The sequence below is a fragment of the Rheinheimera sp. WS51 genome (genome assembly GCF_050936095.1).
Classification (GTDB): domain Bacteria; phylum Pseudomonadota; class Gammaproteobacteria; order Enterobacterales; family Alteromonadaceae; genus Alishewanella.
In genome coordinates this window covers 705,171-724,205 of the sequence record NZ_JBOTRC010000001.1, presented here as the reverse complement: position 1 = coordinate 724,205, position 19,035 = coordinate 705,171, and the positions used below count along the sequence as shown (strand labels likewise).

General features: G+C 42.2%; 15 protein-coding genes and 1 pseudogene. 5 read left to right on the top strand and 11 right to left on the bottom strand.

Annotated elements, in window-relative coordinates; all coding sequences use genetic code 11:
• Positions 1 to 178: 178 nt before the first annotated feature.
• The 8 genes and pseudogenes from ACRCA4_RS03350 to xerD all read right to left on the bottom strand — a co-directional run bounded on the left by ACRCA4_RS03350 (position 179) and on the right by xerD (position 9,916).
• The gene (locus ACRCA4_RS03350; RefSeq protein WP_433184129.1) at positions 179 to 1,597 is read right to left on the bottom strand and encodes a glycosyltransferase; all 1,419 of its coding nucleotides are present in this window, start codon (positions 1,595 to 1,597) and stop codon (positions 179 to 181) included.
• Positions 1,598 to 1,772: 175 nt separating this feature from the next.
• Positions 1,773 to 2,756 (bottom strand): annotated as a pseudogene (locus ACRCA4_RS03345) (transposase); the annotation flags it as partial.
• A gap of 206 nt (positions 2,757 to 2,962) precedes the next feature.
• The gene (locus tag ACRCA4_RS03340; protein ID WP_433184126.1) at positions 2,963 to 3,253 is read right to left on the bottom strand and encodes a hypothetical protein; all 291 of its coding nucleotides are present in this window, start codon (positions 3,251 to 3,253) and stop codon (positions 2,963 to 2,965) included.
• 349 nt (positions 3,254 to 3,602) lie between these two features.
• Positions 3,603 to 5,123, bottom strand: a complete 1,521-nt coding sequence (gene lysS, locus ACRCA4_RS03335; protein ID WP_433184124.1) for a lysine--tRNA ligase — start codon at positions 5,121 to 5,123, stop codon at positions 3,603 to 3,605.
• Positions 5,124 to 5,172: 49 nt separating this feature from the next.
• Positions 5,173 to 6,271, bottom strand: a protein-coding gene (gene prfB / locus ACRCA4_RS03330) for a peptide chain release factor 2 (RefSeq protein ID WP_433184121.1) whose coding sequence is annotated in 2 segments (ribosomal slippage) — positions 5,173 to 6,195 and positions 6,197 to 6,271 — 1,098 coding nt in all. Because the reading frame shifts where the segments join, the coding sequence is not laid out codon by codon here.
• Positions 6,272 to 6,421: 150 nt separating this feature from the next.
• On the bottom strand, positions 6,422 to 8,194 hold the full coding sequence (gene recJ, locus ACRCA4_RS03325) for a single-stranded-DNA-specific exonuclease RecJ (protein ID WP_433184118.1): 1,773 nt from the start codon (positions 8,192 to 8,194) through the stop codon (positions 6,422 to 6,424).
• 5 nt (positions 8,195 to 8,199) lie between these two features.
• Positions 8,200 to 8,922, bottom strand: coding sequence for a bifunctional protein-disulfide isomerase/oxidoreductase DsbC (dsbC, locus tag ACRCA4_RS03320; RefSeq protein WP_433184115.1), 723 nt, complete (start codon positions 8,920 to 8,922; stop codon positions 8,200 to 8,202).
• Between the two features lie 61 nt (positions 8,923 to 8,983).
• Entirely contained in the window at positions 8,984 to 9,916 is a 933-nt protein-coding gene (gene xerD, locus ACRCA4_RS03315) for a site-specific tyrosine recombinase XerD (protein ID WP_433184112.1), read from the bottom strand.
• A gap of 169 nt (positions 9,917 to 10,085) precedes the next feature.
• Here xerD and fldB point away from each other — a divergent pair, with 169 nt between their 5' ends.
• Entirely contained in the window at positions 10,086 to 10,604 is a 519-nt protein-coding gene (fldB, locus tag ACRCA4_RS03310) for a flavodoxin FldB (RefSeq protein WP_433184109.1), read from the top strand.
• A 27-nt stretch (positions 10,605 to 10,631) separates the two neighbouring features.
• Here the strand turns inward: fldB and ACRCA4_RS03305 are convergent, their stop codons facing one another.
• The gene (locus ACRCA4_RS03305) at positions 10,632 to 11,366 is read right to left on the bottom strand and encodes a tRNA1(Val) (adenine(37)-N6)-methyltransferase (RefSeq protein ID WP_433184106.1); all 735 of its coding nucleotides are present in this window, start codon (positions 11,364 to 11,366) and stop codon (positions 10,632 to 10,634) included.
• 78 nt (positions 11,367 to 11,444) lie between these two features.
• Between ACRCA4_RS03305 and srmB the strand changes: the two genes are divergently transcribed.
• From srmB to ACRCA4_RS03290, 3 genes are all read left to right on the top strand, one after another.
• A complete protein-coding gene (srmB, locus tag ACRCA4_RS03300) occupies positions 11,445 to 12,656 on the top strand; it encodes an ATP-dependent RNA helicase SrmB (RefSeq protein ID WP_433184103.1) in 1,212 nt (403 codons plus the stop codon).
• A 146-nt stretch (positions 12,657 to 12,802) separates the two neighbouring features.
• Complete coding sequence (locus ACRCA4_RS03295; RefSeq protein ID WP_433184100.1) at positions 12,803 to 13,876, top strand: S66 peptidase family protein; 1,074 nt, start codon at positions 12,803 to 12,805, stop codon at positions 13,874 to 13,876.
• Between the two features lie 51 nt (positions 13,877 to 13,927).
• Positions 13,928 to 15,559, top strand: a complete 1,632-nt coding sequence (locus tag ACRCA4_RS03290; RefSeq protein ID WP_433184097.1) for an FMN-binding glutamate synthase family protein — start codon at positions 13,928 to 13,930, stop codon at positions 15,557 to 15,559.
• Positions 15,560 to 15,617: 58 nt separating this feature from the next.
• On the opposite strand, the gene ACRCA4_RS03285 is transcribed toward ACRCA4_RS03290, so the two are convergent.
• Entirely contained in the window at positions 15,618 to 16,916 is a 1,299-nt protein-coding gene (locus ACRCA4_RS03285; RefSeq protein WP_433184094.1) for an inosine/guanosine kinase, read from the bottom strand.
• A gap of 76 nt (positions 16,917 to 16,992) precedes the next feature.
• Positions 16,993 to 17,766, bottom strand: a complete 774-nt coding sequence (yaaA, locus tag ACRCA4_RS03280; RefSeq protein WP_433184092.1) for a peroxide stress protein YaaA — start codon at positions 17,764 to 17,766, stop codon at positions 16,993 to 16,995.
• A gap of 274 nt (positions 17,767 to 18,040) precedes the next feature.
• Here yaaA and tal point away from each other — a divergent pair, with 274 nt between their 5' ends.
• The gene (tal, locus tag ACRCA4_RS03275) at positions 18,041 to 18,994 is read left to right on the top strand and encodes a transaldolase (protein ID WP_433184089.1); all 954 of its coding nucleotides are present in this window, start codon (positions 18,041 to 18,043) and stop codon (positions 18,992 to 18,994) included.
• The last annotated feature ends 41 nt before the right edge of the window (positions 18,995 to 19,035 follow it).

The following is a 19,035-nucleotide window of genomic DNA, read 5'->3' as shown; positions in this document are numbered from 1 at the left end:
GGCCGTAGTTTTAAGCTTGTTATTGCTGGTGTAATTAAGAAGTTTAAATCGCGGTATCACCAAGGCTCCTATGCCTAATTGATAATACCTATTTGATCACAAACCATGATCGGTGGGAGGTAAATAATGGCTGTTTTTTAAACTATTTTAGGGTTTTTCTACAGTCTCAACGCCGCATTCAACGGCTTGTCCGCTGCAATGCTTCGCTAGGCCCGTCCACAAGACTTTCAATCACTGCAACTGCGCTCTCTACACCACTTTCCTCTCGAAGATTCACTCCTAGTGCTGCTGTATGGTCGATGATATTTTGATCGGTGGTTATCGCTTTTATGGCTGCTACAAGTCTTTCAACCGTCAGCTTCTTCAACGGAATCGGGGCTGAGCCCGCGTTCAGAGTATGTGCGCGATGCCCCCAGAAGGGTTGATCTCCAAAAAAAGGAATAATAATGGATGGTTTGCCTGCAAGTAATGCAGCCGCCGTGGTTCCTGCACCTCCGTGGTGAACCACCCCACATACACGAGAAAATAGCCATGAGTGGGGTACCTGATCAACTGCAATCATGCTTTCGGGCAATGCCTTCATCTTCATAGCGCCCCAACCCGTCGAAAGAATGCCCCGCACGCCTGCGCCTTGTAGGGCTTCAACGACTATACGTGCCAGCCGTTCGGGGTCACGTCCAGTCATCGAGCCAAAGCCAACATACACAGGCGGTGGACCAGCGCTCAAAAAGGCTGAAAGCTCTGGTGAAGGTTCATAGTCTTCAACATCTTCGGTATGCCAGTAACCACAGATGCTAGCAGTTTGAGGCCAATCGTCAGGTCGTGACAGTACCAAATTGCTAAAGCCATGAATAACAGGAATTGATGTACCATCGGTGGTTTGTAACAGGCTAAAGCGCTTTGCTTTCGGCAAACGGTTTACTTTGCGCCATGCTCGAACGTGCTTAGCGACCGACAACCCAATCAGTCGATTAACAAAGCTATAGGAGAGTTTGTTATACCACCCGCCCAGCTTCAGTCGCGGTAGCATCATGTTTGGGTACTCAGCCGTTGGCACTAACCCTGGCACGACAAGCGCCATCACAACTGGAACACCGAGCTTTTCAGCGATATCAGGTGCAATAAACACCTTAGGGTGAAATACGATGATGTCTGGCTGGGATTTTTGTGCTGCGGCCCAGCTCTCGTCAGCTAAGGAGCGCTGTATCGGACCGATTCTCTTTAGCAGGCCTAACGTACGCTTTACAACTTGAAATATATTGTTTGTATCTTCCAATACGCCTTGGTTTTCTGGTGCATCCAACAACGTCAGCATACCGTCGTTCATGAATGCATAGTGCAGCCCAGCGGATTCGATAGTCTCGCTAAATCGTGAGCTCGTTGACACTGTTACACAATGCCCTACCCGCTTTAAGCCTTGCCCCAATGCGATATACGGCTGCACATCGCCTCGGGTTCCGTAGGTAAGTATCAGTATATTCATGTTTTTGCCTAACGAGGCTGTAGAAAAAGCCATTCCTGACCATTCAACGCATCGCTTTTTTAACCATTTAATAATGGCCATAACTTTGCCCTGAGCTATAGGTTTTTGCAACATTTATTAATCAACGCATTAACCTTATCAGTTTTGATTTTCAGTGATGTGATGAAGCGTTATTTATGGTTTAACAGAGCTTTTTTGGGCTAGGTGTGGGGTAACTATGCCGTTAATTGGCCGTAGTTTTTAAGCTTTTCGATGTTATGAATTAAACAAAACAATTGCCATTGGAAGCGTTGATATGATTATCATGCAAATACTGCATATTTTGCTCATTAGCAAAGCCGGTATCAGCAGTGATTATCGTTTGGGCCTTAAGTATGTTGTCACTGATGGCTAAACGTTGAAATCGGCTTTGAATATTCTCTAATACCGGTTGTAATGTGTGATGCTCTTGGCCTTCACCAAACACCTGCGCGTCGACAATAATTTGGTGTTTTTTATCCACCGCGGCCACACCGTTATACCCTTGAATTGTCCCCTTACTGGTGGTCATTTTGCCTGATTCATTATCCGTTATGTTCGACTTCACTTCCTGTACGCGCTTACCCTTGCCCATCCGTGGACTGGCTTGCTTTAGAAACTTATCTATCTTGTCGTGTGCTTTATTTAATGTCTCGATGGTTTGCGCGGTGCGCTGTTTACGTAGCTCATCTGCCGATTCCGTTTTATCTAACTGCGCATGCTCGCGCATTTGATAGCGAATTTGTCGTTTAAATTTAGCCCGCTTTTCTTCTAGCTCTTTAAAGGTGCCTGACCATTCTTTTGCGGCATTTGATGACAGTTTACAGCCATCAATGGCAAACAATTCATTGCCCAATAACCCTTGGGTATGGCATATCAACAGCACTTGTTCGAAGACCTTTTCTATCTCTTTTCTGCGGTTACTCACAAAGGCAGCTATGGTGGTGAAGTGTGGTACTGAATCGCAACTAAGCGCTTTAAAAATGACATTGGTTTCGCAACACCACTGAATTTCACGGCTGGAGGTGATCCCTTTGGAGTACGCAAACAAAATTATCTTTAATAAAACAGCAGGATCATAGGCTGGACGGCCTGTTACATCATTTTGATACTTGGGGTAAAACACCGACAAATCGAGTTTCGATTCAATTAAATGATGGATGGCATGTTCAAAAGTGCCAGCTTGCAGTTGGTCTAAGTAGTTAATGACCACCATAGAACTTTGCTGATAATTAAGTGGTTTAAATCGCGGCATCACCAAGGCTCCTATGCCTAATTGATAATACCTATTTGATCACAAACCATGATCGGTGGGAAGTAAATAATGGCTGTTTTTTGAACTACTTTAGGGTTTTTCTACAGCCTCAACGCCGCCAGCAGCGGCCGAACGTAGTGAGGTCCAGCGACCAACGGGAGCGTTGCTGACTGGCCTTGTTAAGGTATATGGACATTTTTACTTCTTTAACCCTCAAATGGCGGAATTGGTTTTAACTCTCCAACCGCTAGTTCACCAACATGTCGTTTTATGCGTTGATAATCTTCATGATCCGTAGGGTAGCTGAAATATCCATGAGCTATCTTCCCATTTTTATCTTTTGACCTGAGCATTAAAGTTATCTCGCCATCGTCATTTATGCTCGCAGTCCCAATCCAGCCAATTTCCTGCTCATAACCTTTATGTAGAAGTGCATTACATGAAGCTAAAAGTATCAACATGAAAACAATAAGACCAAGCTGAGCGATTTTTTTCACCGAACAACTCCCTTAACAGCTTAATATAATGCAAAACGCACGCTTTCACTCTACTATGCGCGCCTTCTATCACGATTTTACATCTTGCTAAATTAACTAACATTTTTCGTTAAATCAATAACATCCTTGCTCTTTTGCGAAAAACCTTGGTGTGAAAGCGTGTTTTATGCCGCCTATTAAATTTGCAACACAAATTTAACTTGCAACTGTATATTTAACCAGTTAAAAATAGCTGAATTGGAATTAAACTGAGTGTTTATTGAGGTGTTATAGATTAATAATAAGAAGCTGCTGATAAGTCTTATATATCAGATATAAAAAAGCCCAGCGTTTGCTGGGCTGGGCTTATTTACTTGTCTTGTTGTAAGCGCATATGCGGGAACAAGATAACGTCACGAATAGACGCGGCGTCAGCTAGTAGCATAACTAAACGGTCTATACCTATGCCTTGGCCGGCTGTTGGTGGTAAACCATGCTCTAGTGCGGTTACAAAGTCTTCATCGTAATACATGGCTTCGTCGTCACCGGCGTCTTTTTGAGCTACTTGCTCTAAGAAACGCGCAGCTTGATCTTCTGCATCGTTAAGCTCGCTAAAGCCATTACCTAGCTCGCGGCCACCAATAAAGAATTCAAAGCGGTCGGTAATTTCAGGGTTATCATCATTACGACGGGCTAATGGCGATACTTCTGCTGGGTATTCAGTAATAAAAGTAGGATGACGTAATTTCGTTTCTACTAATTCGTCGAATACTTCCATAAGAATACGGCCATGGCCATAATTGTCTTTAACTTCAATATTTAATGACTTAGCTAAAGCAGCAACAGCTTCACGGCTGTTTAACTGCTCGATAGTTAGCTCTGGATTATAATGTAAAATTGATTCTGTCACTGACATACGCGCAAAAGGTTTACCAAAGTCGAACACTTCGCCTTGATAAGGCACTTCAGGGCTGCCTAGTACGTCTAGCGCTAAGCCGCGGAATAACTTCTCAGTTAAGTCCATTAAGTCATTATAATCGGCATAGGCCCAGTAAAACTCTAACATGGTAAATTCTGGATTATGCCGTGTTGAAACACCTTCGTTTCTAAAATTACGGTTTAATTCAAATACTTTTTCAAAGCCACCCACGACCAGACGTTTTAAGTAAAGCTCTGGCGCTATACGTAAAAACATCTGCATATCCAGAGCATTATGATGGGTTTCAAAAGGACGCGCTGTTGCACCACCTGGGATGGCTTGTAGCATAGGCGTTTCAACTTCTAAAAAGCCTTCATCGTTAAAGAAACGACGGATATAAGCAACCGTTTTACTACGAATTAAAAAGGTATGGCGCGATTGTTCATTAGAGATAAGATCTAAATAACGCTGACGATAGCGGGCCTCGTTATCGGTTAAGCCATGAAACTTATCAGGTAACGGCCGTAATGCCTTGGTTAGTAAGCGAATATCGCTTAACCACACCGTTAATTCACCGGTTTTAGTTTTAAATAAATGGCCGGTTGCGCCAATAATGTCGCCTAGATCCCATTTTTTAAACTGGTCGTTATATACACCTTCAGGCAAGCTATCGCGCGCCACATAAAGTTGTATTTTACCGCCCATATCGGCAATAGTGACAAAGCTGGCTTTACCCATAATACGACGCGTCATAATACGGCCGCCTAAGCTGACGGTAATTTTTTCTTGCTCTAGTTGCTCTTTACTGTAATCAGCATATTTTGCTAGCAGCTGATCAGAGGTACTGTCGCGGCGAAAATCGTTTGGAAATGGATTACCTTGCTCACGCAACGCAGCCAATTTCTGTTTTCGCTCAGCAATCAGTTTATTTACGTCTTGGGCTTCTGGTTGTGGTTGTTGTGGTTCAGACATAGCGTTTTCCTGATTATAAATGCACTGATTGCATGGTCAATAAATACGGTTATAAACCAGCTTTTAAGCTAGCTTGAATAAATTTATCTAAATCGCCGTCTAATACGGCTTGGGTGTTGCGAGTTTCAACACCGGTGCGTAAGTCTTTAATGCGTGAGTCGTCTAGTACATATGAGCGTATTTGACTGCCCCAACCGATATCCGATTTAGTGTCTTCTAATGCTTGTTTTTCTGCATTTTGCTTTTGCATTTCAAATTCGTATAACTTAGCCCGTAATTGCTTATAGGCATTATCACGGTTTTTGTGTTGCGAGCGGTCATTCTGACATTGCACCACTATATTTGTTGGTAAGTGGGTTATCCGCACCGCTGAGTCTGTTCGGTTAACGTGCTGACCACCGGCACCGGATGCGCGGTAGGTGTCGATACGTAAATCAGCCGGGTTAATGTCAATTTCAATATCGTCATCAATTTCTGGGGCAACAAATACGGATGCAAAAGAAGTATGACGACGATTACCACTGTCAAATGGGCTTTTTCTCACTAAGCGATGTACGCCGGTTTCTGTTCGTAACCAACCATAAGCATATTCACCGCTAAATTTAATGGTACAGCCTTTAATGCCCGCGACATCACCATCGGTAACTTCGTAAAGTTCTGGCTTAAAGCCTTTTTCTTCACCCCAACGCAAATACATGCGCATTATCATACTGGCCCAGTCTTGGGCTTCGGTGCCACCTGAGCCTGACTGAATATCTAAATAGCAGTCACTTTGGTCATGATCACCAGAGAACATGCGTCTAAACTCTAGCGTAGCAAGCTGTTGCTCTAAGTCTGCAAGCTCGGCTTTGGCTTCTTCAAAGGTGTCTTCGTCTTGCTCTTCAATGGCAAGTTCTAGCAAACCGGCGACATCTTCTAAACCTGAATCTAACTTATCGATAGTTTCAACTATTTGGGCTAAGGTTGAACGTTCTTTACCTAAGGCTTGCGCTTTATCAGGGGTATTCCAGATCTGAGGGTCTTCTAATTCCCGAGTTACCTCTTCTAAACGTTCTTTACGGCCATCATAGTCAAAGATACCCCCGAAGGGTATCTGTACGCTCTGTTAGATCTTTGATGCTGCTATTTACCGGATTCACTTCAAACATGTGCTAATTGTAACCTTGTAAGCAAGACTAAAAAATAAGCAGCGATTGTAGCAAAATTATTGGCGGCAGTGCAGCCATCTCATCGGCTATTTTCACTAGCAATAGCCTTAAAATGATTATTTTTAACCCTTATTAAGTGTATTTGCCCATTTAGTCAGCAATCGCGTCCATATGCCGAACAATTAATTGTAAATTTTGTTTATCTCTAAACTCGTTAATATCAAGCTGGTAGGCTAATTTCACTTTGTTAATATTGACATTAGGCCAAGCTTTATTGTCGGCATTAAACCAAATAGCATCAACTAACTTACCATCGGCTGTTTGCAGCATCATTTTTAAATGTTTGTCGGCTAACATTTTTTGCGACATTAAAGCGAAGTCGCCTTCAAACACCGGCTCTGGAAAATTTTGTCCCCAAGGCCCTGCGTCTTGTAGCATTTGCGCAAAATGAATATCAAAACACTGGCCACTTAGCTCGCCATCGGTATAGATAACCGCTGTAAGTTGCTCTGGGGTTAATAATTTTTTAGCGGTTAAATTTAATGCTAATTTAAAGGTCTCTAAACGCTCGGCATCAATAGTTAACCCAGCAGCCATGGCATGGCCGCCAAACTTTTTAATTAAACCTGGGTACTGAGTCGAAATTTGCTCTAATAAATCGCGAATATGTAAACCGGCTATAGAACGCGCTGAGCCTTTTAGTTCGCCTTCATCGCCTTGGGCAAACGCAATAGTTGGCCGATGAAATTGCTCTTTAATTCGCCCAGCCAATATCCCAATAACGCCTTGATGCCAGTCGTGCTGATATAAACATAAGCATTCGGGTAAGTCGGCGCCGTCAAAAGATAATTTAGCTAAAAAAGCCTGCGCTTCAACTTGCATACTTTGTTCAATAGCCCGCCTTTGCACATTTAACGCATCTAGCTCGGCTGCGTATTGCCGTGCTAAGCCGATATCTTGAGTTAATAAACAGCTGATGCCTATAGACATATCATCTAATCGACCGGCGGCATTTAACCTAGGCGCTAGGGCAAAACCAAAGTCGGCTGAAGTGAGCTTAGCTGTGGTTCTGTTAGCAACATCAATGAGGGCTTGAATACCAGGACGACACTTACCGCTGCGAATTCGCATTAAACCTTGATGCACCAAAATGCGATTATTACTATCTAAAGGCACAACATCTGCCACTGTGCCTAAAGCGACCAAGTCTAATAATTCAGCCAAATTGGGCTCAGGAAAGTTATGCTCTGTAAAATACTGCTGCTGGCGTAAATGACTGCGCAACGCCATTAATAAATAAAAGGCGACACCGACACCGGCTAAGGCTTTACTTGGAAACTGACAGCCCGGCTGGTTAGGGTTAACAATCGCATCAGCATTGGGTAACTCTGCACCCGCTAAATGGTGATCTGTCACTAGCACCTTAACCCCAGCTTGCTTAGCTAAGGCAACGCCATCAAGCGCTGAGATACCATTATCAACGGTAATAATTAACTCTGCGCCCTGACCTACAGCAAGCTCGGCTATTTCTGGTGTTAAGCCATAACCATACTCAAACCGGTTAGGGACTAAGTATTCAACAAAACGAAAACCTAAAGCTTTAAGACCACTAAGCAGCACGGCTGTGCTTGTTGCACCATCGGCATCAAAGTCACCAACAATAATTATCTGCTGCTGGGCTGTTAGCGCTTCAACCAATAATGTAACAGCATCATCAATGCCTTTTAATAATTGAAAAGGTAGCAAACCCGCAGCACTGCGTTGCAGTTCATCAGCGGCTGTAATACCGCGACTGGCATAAATACGCTGCAAAACAGGGTGTATATTATCCGTTAGCTGTGGCAGAACCTTAGGTAACGGTCGCTGTACTATCTGCTTCTGTACCATCTGCTTCTGTACCCTCTGCCGCTGTACTACAGTCATTTACTCTACCCTTGTTCTAACTGTGCTAATAATTGTTTTAAAGGCTGATAGCCAGGAATTAAACGGCCACTTGGTAAAATAACCGCGGGTGTGCCGCTAATGCCAAATGAGGTGCCCATTTCATATTGTTGTTTAACGGAGTTGCTGCACATAGTTGCGGCAACTTTATCGCCACTTTTAGCCGCATCCATCGCCCCTTTACTATCTTTGCTACACCAAATATGCTGCATTTGTAAAAAGGTAGCTGACTCTTCACCACCGCGAGGAAAGGCTAAATAGCGCACACTAATGCCAGCTCTATTATAAGCTGTAATATCATTGTGCAATTTACGGCAATAGCCACAGCTAGGATCAGTAAAAACATCGATAACATATTTTTCATTATCCGCTTTATACATAATGCCTTGATCACTAATGCTGGCTAATTGCTGCTTAATAAAAGGTTGCATTAGGTTATCGTTAACTAACTGTTGGTTATGAAGATCAAATATTTTTCCGTTGATAAAAAACTGGCCATCATCAGAGGTGAAAAATAAGCCTTTATCGGTAAAAACTTGTAGCAAGCCGCTAACTGGAGATTCAGAAATAGCTTTTACTTCTAAGTTTAAGCGTGAAAACTGTTGCTGGACTTGGCTATATTCCGGCTTTTGTGGCGCAATATTATCGCTAGTTGCTACAGCGGTGCCCATAAAACCTAAGCTCACTAGGATTAACATAACTTTATTCATTTTTAACTGTACCTTTATCGATGTACTGTGATCTGTATCGGCGTGCTGTATCTTAACAGCATTAGCCTCTCGGATGATGCTGCTGATGTATGCTTTGCAATCGTGCTTGCGCAACATGGGTGTAAATTTGCGTTGTCGATAAGTCACTATGACCTAACAACATTTGCACTACGCGTAAGTCTGCACCATGGTTTAATAAATGCGTTGCAAAAGCATGACGTAATGTATGCGGCGATAGCTCACTATTGATGCCCGCTACTTTTGCATAAAACTTAATACGATGCCAGAAGGTTTGCCGCGTCATTTCTTGCGCTCGACTACTTGGAAACACAACCTCAAGCTGTTTGTCAGCTGCTAACACCGGGCGCACTTCAACTAAATAACGACCTAACCAATGTAAAGCCTCTTCGCCCATTGGCACTAAGCGCTCTTTATTGCCCTTACCCCGCACTCGAATTAAACCATGTTGTAAATTAAGTTGCTGCAAGGTTAAGCTAGTAAGTTCTGTTACACGCAAGCCACTGGCATATAAAATTTCTAACATGGCTTTATCCCGAAACTGGATAGTATCAGTTAAGTCAGGGGCTTCAAGTAACCGTGTAACATCTTGCTCTGATAAGCTTTGCGGTAAACTTCGGCCTACTTTAGGGTTAAGCAGTTGCGCTAACGGGTTTTCTGTTATCCGGTGTTGTTGATGGCAATAAGCATAAAACTGGCGCAAGCTACTTAAGGCTCTTGACGTACTGCGAGGGCTAAACTGTAAATCAACTCGCTTTGCAACATAGCGATTAACCACTAGGCTATCTGCTTGTAATAACTGTATTTTTTGCTGGCATAAAAATATAGCAAATTTGGTTAAGTCGGTGCCATAGGCATTAAGTGTATGCTGGCTTAAGCCTTTTTCTAAAAATAAATGCTGCAAAAATTCGGCAATTAACGCCGAGTCGTCCGGATGCGGTTTAATCCGCTTAGGCTTAGCTGTGTTAGTCGTCATCACACTCTTCATTACACTTTTAAGCGCTCATGTTACCCTAAGCGGCAAATAGCGCAAACTCAGGATTTTGCCAACTGCCGGCATCTGCTACACTAGCGCCGATTTTAATTTTTTTAACTGCTTTTAGTTAAGGGCAAGACCTTTAAACTATTGAGCTTGTGAGATCACAATGAAAATTGGTTTATTTTATGGTTCAACCACCTGTTATACCGAAATAGTAGCCGAAAAAATTCAAGCGCTAATTGGCCCTGATCATGTTGAGCTGTGCAATATTAAACAAGTCCCGCTTGCTAAAATGGCTGAATACGACATTTTAATTTTAGGCTTATCAACTTGGGACTTTGGCGAGATCCAAGAAGATTGGGAAGCCCATTGGCAAGATATTAAAGAGGTTGATCTAAACAATAAGATTATTGCTATTTATGGCATGGGCGATCAAGTGGGTTATGCCGAGTGGTTTATTGACGCCGTTGGTATGCTGCATGACGAAATTGCACCTCAAAATACCAAACGGATTGGTTTTTGGTCTACTGAGGGCTATGACTTTATTGCCTCTAAAGCCATGACTGACGATGGCGAATGGTTTTATGGCTTAGCCTTAGATGAAGACAATCAATACGAGTTAACCGATCAGCGCTTAAATGACTGGATAAATCAGATATTGGAAGAAATTGCTCAGGTTATCTAGCCTTTTGTCGCTTTAAGACGTTTTACCTTACTGTTTTCGGTTTGCAAATTTAAGATAAAAGTCGGCCAGTAATTGCTGATATTCTGCCGTATAGCTGCCATCAGGATTATGAATAAGTAACTGCGTTTGGCGACGAGGCTTTAAGGCTGTTTGGCTATTCGCAGGCACTAGGCAAATTAAGCTACGTTGTGGCTTATTCGCTTTAGTAAACACTAAACAATGCTGTTGTAGCTGCCAACCTGAACTGTGTGCTAGCTGAATAAAAGCGTCAATAACCGCTGAAGGTAAAATTAAGGCAAAAACGCCGTTGTTATCTAGCAAGGTTGCCGCTTTTTCTAGTAAGCGGTTAAAGGGTAAACTATCGGTATGACGGGCTAATTGTCGATTTGCCTGTTTCGCTGGCATAGACTGTTGAAAAAAAGGTGGATTAGACACAATTAAACGGTAACGTTCTGTAGGCTGATAGGCTAGAATATCTGCCGTTATTAAATCAATGCTGTTAGACCATGGACATAAGCGAATATTGTCTCTAGCTTGCTTTGCTGCACTAGTATCGAGTTCAATAGCAGTAATAGGCACTAGGCCTTGGCTACGTTGCGCCAGCATAATACTAATTAAACCGCTTCCTGCGCCAATATCTAAGATTTTACCTGTTGTTGGTAAAGGCGCCCAAGCACCAAGTAAAAAACCGTCAGTGCCGACTTTCATCGCACAACGGTCGTGAGCAATATAAAACTGTTTACACTGAAAACCTGCTGACATCAGCACCTCCGGTCGCCAGTTTACGACCTGATATTGTTGCTGTCACTGGCTAGCAACTTTTTTGTTAAAGGATACATTATGAATTTTGCCGATTTCCAACTAGACGATGCGCTAAATCGTGCTATTTCTACCCGCGGCTATGACGCCCCGACGCTGATCCAAGAAATGGCCATTCCACTAGCGCTAGACGGTATGGATTTATTAGCAAGCGCTCCTACAGGAACCGGAAAAACCCTAGCCTTTGTTTTACCCGCTATTCAATATTTATTAGACTTTGGCCGCAAAGATCCTGGGTTTGCTCGGGTATTAGTTATGACCCCTACCCGAGAGCTTGCTTATCAAATTTATAATGAGTTTAAGTTTTTTAGCCAACATACCACACTCAACGTGGGTGTTATTACCGGCGGCATTAATTATGGTAGTCATAAAGATACCTTAGAAAAAAATAATGACATCTTAATCGCTACGCCTGGCCGCTTAACCGAGTATTTAGATGAAGAAAGTTTTCAAGCCGATGAAGTAGAGCTACTTATTCTAGATGAGGCCGATCGCATGCTAGACATGGGATTTGTCGGCGAGATGAACCGGATTATTTTAGAGGCACGTCGTCGTCGGCAAACCTTTTTATTTTCAGCAACTTTAGAAGGTTCAGCTTTAGAGCGCTTTGCTTCGCACGCCTTAAAAGAGCCGCAACGCATTGAGGCCATTCCGTCACGTAAAGAAAATGCCAAAATTATACAATGGCTTCATCTAGCCGATGATGCTCAACATAAATTGGCACTATTAATTCATTTGTTACAACAAGAAGATGTAACTAAAGCCATTGTTTTTGTTAAAACACGCGAGCGCTTAGCAAGTTTAACTGGCCAGCTAGAAACAGCCGGCTTACGTTGTGCTTGGTTACAAGGTGAAATGCCTCAAGATAAACGGATGCGAGCAGTTGAGCGCTTTAGTAGCGGTCGAGTATCTATTTTATTAGCAACCGATGTTGCTGCACGGGGTTTAGACATGGATGATATTAGCCATGTTATCAACTTTGATTTACCTCGCACTGCTGATGTTTATGTGCACCGTATTGGCCGCACCGGACGTGCTGGCAAAAAAGGTATCGCGATTTCATTAGTTGAAGCTCATGATATGGCGGTGTTATCTAAAATTGAACGCTATACAGAACAACGATTAAAAGCCCGGGTTATTGAAGGTTTAAAACCTAAACATAAAGCGGCAAAGGTGCCCGTTAAAAAGAAAAAGGTGGCTAAAAAGAAAACGGCTAAAAAAGGCAAGAAATAATTACATACCTGCATCTTGCTGCTAAGTCTTTTCAAAGCTTAGCAGCTATCATTTTTCACTTCAGCTATACTGTTAGGCATTTTAAGTCGCTCTAGATAAACACACCCTTGTCTTGATTAAATAGGTCTATCTAATGGAGTTATCTGATGGATAAACGACAATTTATTAAAAGTTGCGCCCTTGCTGCTAGCTTTCTACCTTTAGCTGGCTGCGCTAATGTTATTGCTGCCCCTGGCGCTGTAGCAAATACAGCGGCCGGTTCAGGCAAGCAAATATTACCTATTGCCTTACAGCCGGGTGATACAGTGGCTTTAGTGAGTCCTTCTAAGGCAACCGACCATTTGCTTGACGTGCAAATAGCGACAGAAGTCATGCAGGCGCTGGGCTTAAAAGTGAAGCTTGGTAAGCATTTAACCTCTCGTCGTGGCCATTTAGCCGGAACTGATCAAGATCGTGCTGATGATATTAATAGCATGTTTGCTGATCCTGACGTTAGCGCTATTATTTGCTTACGGGGTGGCTCGGGCGCGGCGCGTATTCTCCCTTTACTTGATTATGCGCTAATTAAAAAGAATCCTAAGGCGTTATTAGGTTATTCAGATATCACAGCCTTACATAATGCCATTCATGCTCAAACTGGCTTAATTACCTTTCATGGCCCTAATGGCACTGGCAGTTGGAATAGCTTTAATGCCGATCAATTTAGGCGGGTATTTTTTCAACAAGAGCGTATGCAATACGAAAACGTGATTGATGCCAGAGATGAACTTGCAGCACGACAAAACCGAATTATCACCATCAACAGTGGCAAAGCACAGGGCGAAATTATTGGCGGTAATTTAAGTGTATTTACCTCCTTAGCTGGTTCACCTTATTTACCTGATTTTACAAATAAAATTTTGTTTGTCGAAGATGTTCAAGAAGCCCCTTACCGCATTGATAGAATGTTAAGTACCCTAAAGTTAATGGGCGCATTAGATAAACTTGCTGGCTTTATTTTTGGCGACTGCACCGGCTGCAACCCTATTGGCGGTTATGGCTGGTTAACCATGGATCAAATATTTGACGATCACATTAAACCACTGCAGATCCCTGCTTATCGTGGTGCTATGATTGGCCATATAAAACAACAGTTTATTGTTCCCGTAGGAGCTAAGGTTGAAATGGACGCCGATAATGGCAGTTTTAAGCTGCTACAGTCTGTGTTTCAAACCGCCTAATCAATATACTTGGCTACTGTAGCCTTTCAATTTTAATTTAATGGAATTGTCATGCGTCGTGCATTTGTTATTACCTCTATTGTTACCCTAGTTATTGTTGGTTTAATAAGTCTTATTTGGCAGCCTATTCTTTGGTCTTTGCTTGTTATTATCCCGGTTATTATTCGTGGTATTGTCGATATATTTCAACGTCGCCATAGTTTGTTGCGTAACTACCCTGTCGTTGGACATGGCCGTTGGGCAATGGAGTTTTTACGCCCTTTTGTTCGCCAATATTTTTTTGAATCTGAAACCGATGGTGCTCCTATTAACCGTATGCATCGCTCAGTTATTTATCAGCGAGCAAAAGGTAATTTAGATTCAATACCTTATGGTACTAAATTAGACACTCAACGTGTTGGCTACGAATGGGTTGGTCATTCACTTGCGGCTAAACACCATAGTGCCCACAACCCACCTACTAAGGTTGTTGTTGGTGGTCCACACTGCACTCAACCTTATGAAGCCAGTATTTTTAATATTTCGGCCATGAGCTTTGGTGCCTTAAGTAATAATGCTATTCGTGCCTTAAATAAAGGCGCGGCTTTAGGCGGTTTTTACCATAATACCGGCGAAGGGAGCGTAAGCGATTATCACTTAGAATTTGGCGGTGACTTAGTCTGGCAAATAGGCACAGGCTACTTTGGTTGTCGTGACGCCCAAGGTAACTTTGCGCCTGAGCCGTTTCGCCAAGTAGCCACTTTGCCGTCAATTAAAATGATAGAAATTAAATTATCTCAAGGGGCTAAGCCTGGCCACGGTGGTATTTTACCTGCTGATAAAAATACCAATGAAATTGCACGTATTCGCTTGGTTGAGCCTAATACCCAAGTTGACTCGCCACCGAGCCATAGCGCATTTAATACGCCTATAGATATGATGCATTTTATTCAGCAGTTACGTCAGTTATCTGGCGGTAAACCTGTTGGTATTAAATTAGCAATTGGCCGAACCAGTGAATTTATCGCTTTATGTAAGGCGATGATTGAAACAGGTTTTGCACCAGATTTTATTACCGTTGATGGTGGTGAAGGTGGCACGGGGGCGGCACCATTAGAATTTAGCAACTCAGTTGGTATGCCTTTACGTGAAGCCTTAGCTTTTGTTTGCGATGTTTTAGTCGGCTTTAACTTAAAAAAACAAATTAAGGTTATTGCCAGTGGCAAAGTCTTCACTGGTTTTAATATCGTGAAAAATATTGCTGTGGGTGCCGATATTTGTAATAGCGCTCGTGGCATGATGGTGGCACTTGGCTGTATTCAATCTTTAGAATGTCATACCAATAAGTGCCCAACCGGTGTTGCAACACAAAACCCATCTTTAGCCAGAGGCTTAGTAGTTGAAACTAAAGCTGAGCGCGTGGCGCGCTACCATAAAGAAACCGTTAAGGCTAGTATGGAGATGATTGCTGCAGCCGGATTACGCCATATGTCAGAGTTAAACCGATCGCATCTATTTCGCCGCATAAGTGAAACAGAAGTGCGCCGGTTTGATCAGATTTATACTAACTTGATCCCGGGAAGTTTACTTAATGGCTCAGCGCCAGATAAGTTTGAACAAGCCATGCGGGAATCTAGCGCAGAAAGCTTTATGCCACAACAAATATTAGAAAGAACCAAGCAAGGATTAACCGCAATTAATTGATTGCGGTTAACTTTCTTAAACCCACTATACTCGTTAAGCTTGATGCTAAAACACAGGCTTAACGCTCCCAGTACGCTTCTTCTAAACAGTCTTCACGCTCGGGTAAGCCTTTAGATAACCTAGAGGCATTTTGCACTAAAATCTCATAACTTACACGGTTAGCATATTTACAAATTTGGGCAAAAGAAGAATACGCTAAATACGGCTGTTCATGCTTGCCTGATAATGGCTGTACTTGTTTGTGATAATGATTCGCGGCCATATCATGCAGCAAAGCAGATAAAGCGCCATCGCCTGCGCCATTGGTATTTTTAATTGACTCAGGTCCACCTAAATAAGGATCAATATGCGAGTAGACTTTTATTGACTCCTGACAATGTTGCCTTAACATGGGTCGACTAAATTCATACTGATTAAAATCAGCTAAACTTGCTGATTTTATTGGGTTAGTGCTCTGGCGCTTTAATGCGTTTTCAGTATGACCACACAAATAAAGTCCTTCTGCACCTGCAGTAATTAATACCATGTCGGTATAGTCTAAAATGGCTTCAGCGGCAAGTAAGGGATCAGCAATGCCCGTTAACGCTTCAGCTTCAAGCTCATTCATTGCCACAACGTTAACGTATTCTTGGATAGTTTCTAGTACTTTCTGTTTATGTTCAGCAACTAAATGGCGTGTTCCTAAGCTCATTACAACAGGCACTTGCTGCTGTTTAGCATCAGCAAGCATTTTTAGCATTGCCTGTTGAATAGGCTTGTTGACAGCCCGTAATGGATAAGCGCTAAGTACAACCGCAGCAGCCGATTGAACAATCTCAGTCGGTATATAGTCGGCACTTAATTCATCCATATCGCTAGGATCAATAACAAAAGTGCGCTCACCATCAGGTGTAATCATAGTGATACCACGACCAATATCACCCGCAACACCATGTAAATGATTCATATCTACCTTAGAGCTAGTATGACGCACATAATGATACGCAGCCGAGCCTAAAGCAATATTAGCTGACATTACCCCTAGCAATACCGACTTATCATCAGCTAACACGGAATAGTTATGAATAGTATTGCCTATGGTGCCACCCGCAAAATGATCAGAAATAGCTTGGCTTTCTACTAACTCTTGATAAATAGCATTAGCTTTTTCATGCTCAACTAAGTTAGAAAGGCCTTTAGGAATAGCATATTTTGCTAAAAAAGCATCATCAACAGTGGCAACAACATCGACAATAGTTTGGTCTAAACCAACAATATAAGTATCTAACTCGGGACAGACTTCTAAACTCGGTAATTGCGGTTTAGGCTGAGAAACTGGAAAGTAATGTTTAATTTTCCGCAGGCCAGGAAATTTCATCTAAAGCACCATAACTAAGCCTTGATAGGCGAATGGCGCTATTGTAACAAAATAAACTGGCCTACATCAGGCCTTATTACTCATTATCACGCAGAAAAACCCACTCTGAATCTGAAGAGTCTTTTTCGCTAAAGTGATAGCCATCAACGTCAAATTGTTTTAGTTTTTCAGCCTCTGTCACCCGATTTTCAATAGCATAACGAGCCATTAAACCACGCGCTTTTTTAGCATAAAAACTAATAATCTTATATTTACCATTTTTAAAATCTTTAAACACAGGCGTAATAATATTGGCTTGCAGCAACTTCGGCTTGACTGATTTAAAGTATTCTTGCGACGCTAAATTTAACAACACCTGGCTACTTAAACTAGCTAGCTGCTGATTAAGCTGCTCTGTTACCGCTTCTCCCCAAAAGGCATATAAATCTTTACCGGCTTCATTCGCAAGCTTAGTGCCCATTTCTAACCGGTAAGCTTGTATTAAATCTAACGGCCGCAAAACACCGTATAAGCCACTTAAAATACGCAGATGCTGCTGAGCAAATTGAACATCGTCAGCCGACAAGGTAGCCGCATCAATTCCTTGGTACACATCACCATTAAACATAAATAAAGCCGCTTTAGCATTATCTACCGTAAAAGGCGATTGCCATTGTTCAAATCGGGCCACATTTAAACCTGCTAACTTATCACTAATGTGCATTAAAGAAGATAGTTCTGCAGGCGTTAACTGCTTACATATTGCAGCTAATTTTTCTGCATGGCTTAATAACTCAGGCTGAGTATAAGAATATGACTCAGATAGCGGATTTAAATCTAGATCTTTTGCCGGAGAGACAACCATTAACATAATTTTACCCTATTATAATTCCTAGACGCTTTTGCGTTTACCAGACTAATATACCACTTTATATAACAAACATTTAGCCATAGCATAGTGCTACTGCCAATACATATTCACCTTTTAATGTTGATTAACACAGCGAACTGCTTAATTAATGTATTATAAACTAGCATTTCATTCATTCTGTGCTAATTAAAGTCAGTATATGTTGTATTCTTTTTCTCTAATCAGCTAGTTTAGACTTATCCGCAGATTAAACTGATAAATTTGGTATTCCGATATGACACAAGATTTATTAAGCCAATTAAAAGCCGTTACCACTGTTGTAGTTGATAGTGGTGATCTTACTGCTATTGACCAATTCCGGCCTATTGATGCCACGACTAACCCTAGCCTACTGCTAAATGCAAGCCAATTAACCTTTGCTAAGCCTATGCTAGAGGCTGCCATTGCTTATGCTAAGTCAAAGCATACTGATGCTAAACAGCAGCTAAATTTAGCTTGTGATAAGTTTGCCGTTGATATTGGTACAGCCATCAGCAAACTGATCCCTGGCAGAGTTTCAACTGAGGTCGATGCAAGACTGTCTTTTGATACCAAAGCGACTATTGCAAAAGCCAAGCAGCTAATCGCTTTATATCAAGAGAATGGCATTTCTACAGATAGAATTCTAATTAAAATTGCTGCCACCTGGGAGGGCATACAAGCGGCACGAGAACTAGAACAACAAGGAATTCAGTGCAATTTAACGCTGTTGTTTCATTTAGCACAAGCAAGAGCCTGCGCTGAGGCTAAAGTGTTTTTAATTTCGCCATTTGTTGGCCGCATTTTAGATTGGCACAAGGCGCACTCTAAGCAAGAATATAGCGCAGAAACTGATCCTGGGGTTTTATCTGTGCGGGAGATTTACCAGTTTTATAAAAGCCATAATTTTAAAACTATAGTTATGGGCGCCAGCTTTCGCAATATAGGAGAAGTATTAGCCTTAGCTGGCTGTGACCGTTTAACTATTAGCCCTGCTTTATTGGCAGAATTAGCGCAACAACAAGGAGCATTGCAAGTACACTTAAGCGCCGACGTCCCTAAAAATACTCCGCCTAAACCTATGACGGAAGTCGAGTTTCGCTGGCAACTAAACGATGATGCTATGGCCACAGAAAAGCTTGCCGAAGGCATTAGAAAGTTTGCCATTGACCAAGTAAAACTCGAGCAAGCGATACAACAACGACTTTAAGCATGCATCAGCTAGTGACTTATATTACTATGGTTAGTCGT

Coding starts and splice junctions, on each gene's coding strand:
- ACRCA4_RS03305 (WP_433184106.1), bottom strand. CDS start 11,366: ATGTCAGCAGGTTTTCAGTGTAAACAGTTTTATATTGCTCACGACCGT.
- fldB (WP_433184109.1), top strand. CDS start 10,086: ATGAAAATTGGTTTATTTTATGGTTCAACCACCTGTTATACCGAAATA.
- xerD (WP_433184112.1), bottom strand. CDS start 9,916: ATGACGACTAACACAGCTAAGCCTAAGCGGATTAAACCGCATCCGGAC.
- ACRCA4_RS03285 (WP_433184094.1), bottom strand. CDS start 16,916: ATGAAATTTCCTGGCCTGCGGAAAATTAAACATTACTTTCCAGTTTCT.
- ACRCA4_RS03350 (WP_433184129.1), bottom strand. CDS start 1,597: ATGTTGCAAAAACCTATAGCTCAGGGCAAAGTTATGGCCATTATTAAA.
- lysS (WP_433184124.1), bottom strand. CDS start 5,123: ATGTCTGAACCACAACAACCACAACCAGAAGCCCAAGACGTAAATAAA.
- ACRCA4_RS03295 (WP_433184100.1), top strand. CDS start 12,803: ATGGATAAACGACAATTTATTAAAAGTTGCGCCCTTGCTGCTAGCTTT.
- recJ (WP_433184118.1), bottom strand. CDS start 8,194: ATGACTGTAGTACAGCGGCAGAGGGTACAGAAGCAGATGGTACAGAAG.
- ACRCA4_RS03290 (WP_433184097.1), top strand. CDS start 13,928: ATGCGTCGTGCATTTGTTATTACCTCTATTGTTACCCTAGTTATTGTT.
- srmB (WP_433184103.1), top strand. CDS start 11,445: ATGAATTTTGCCGATTTCCAACTAGACGATGCGCTAAATCGTGCTATT.
- yaaA (WP_433184092.1), bottom strand. CDS start 17,766: ATGTTAATGGTTGTCTCTCCGGCAAAAGATCTAGATTTAAATCCGCTA.
- dsbC (WP_433184115.1), bottom strand. CDS start 8,922: ATGAATAAAGTTATGTTAATCCTAGTGAGCTTAGGTTTTATGGGCACC.
- tal (WP_433184089.1), top strand. CDS start 18,041: ATGACACAAGATTTATTAAGCCAATTAAAAGCCGTTACCACTGTTGTA.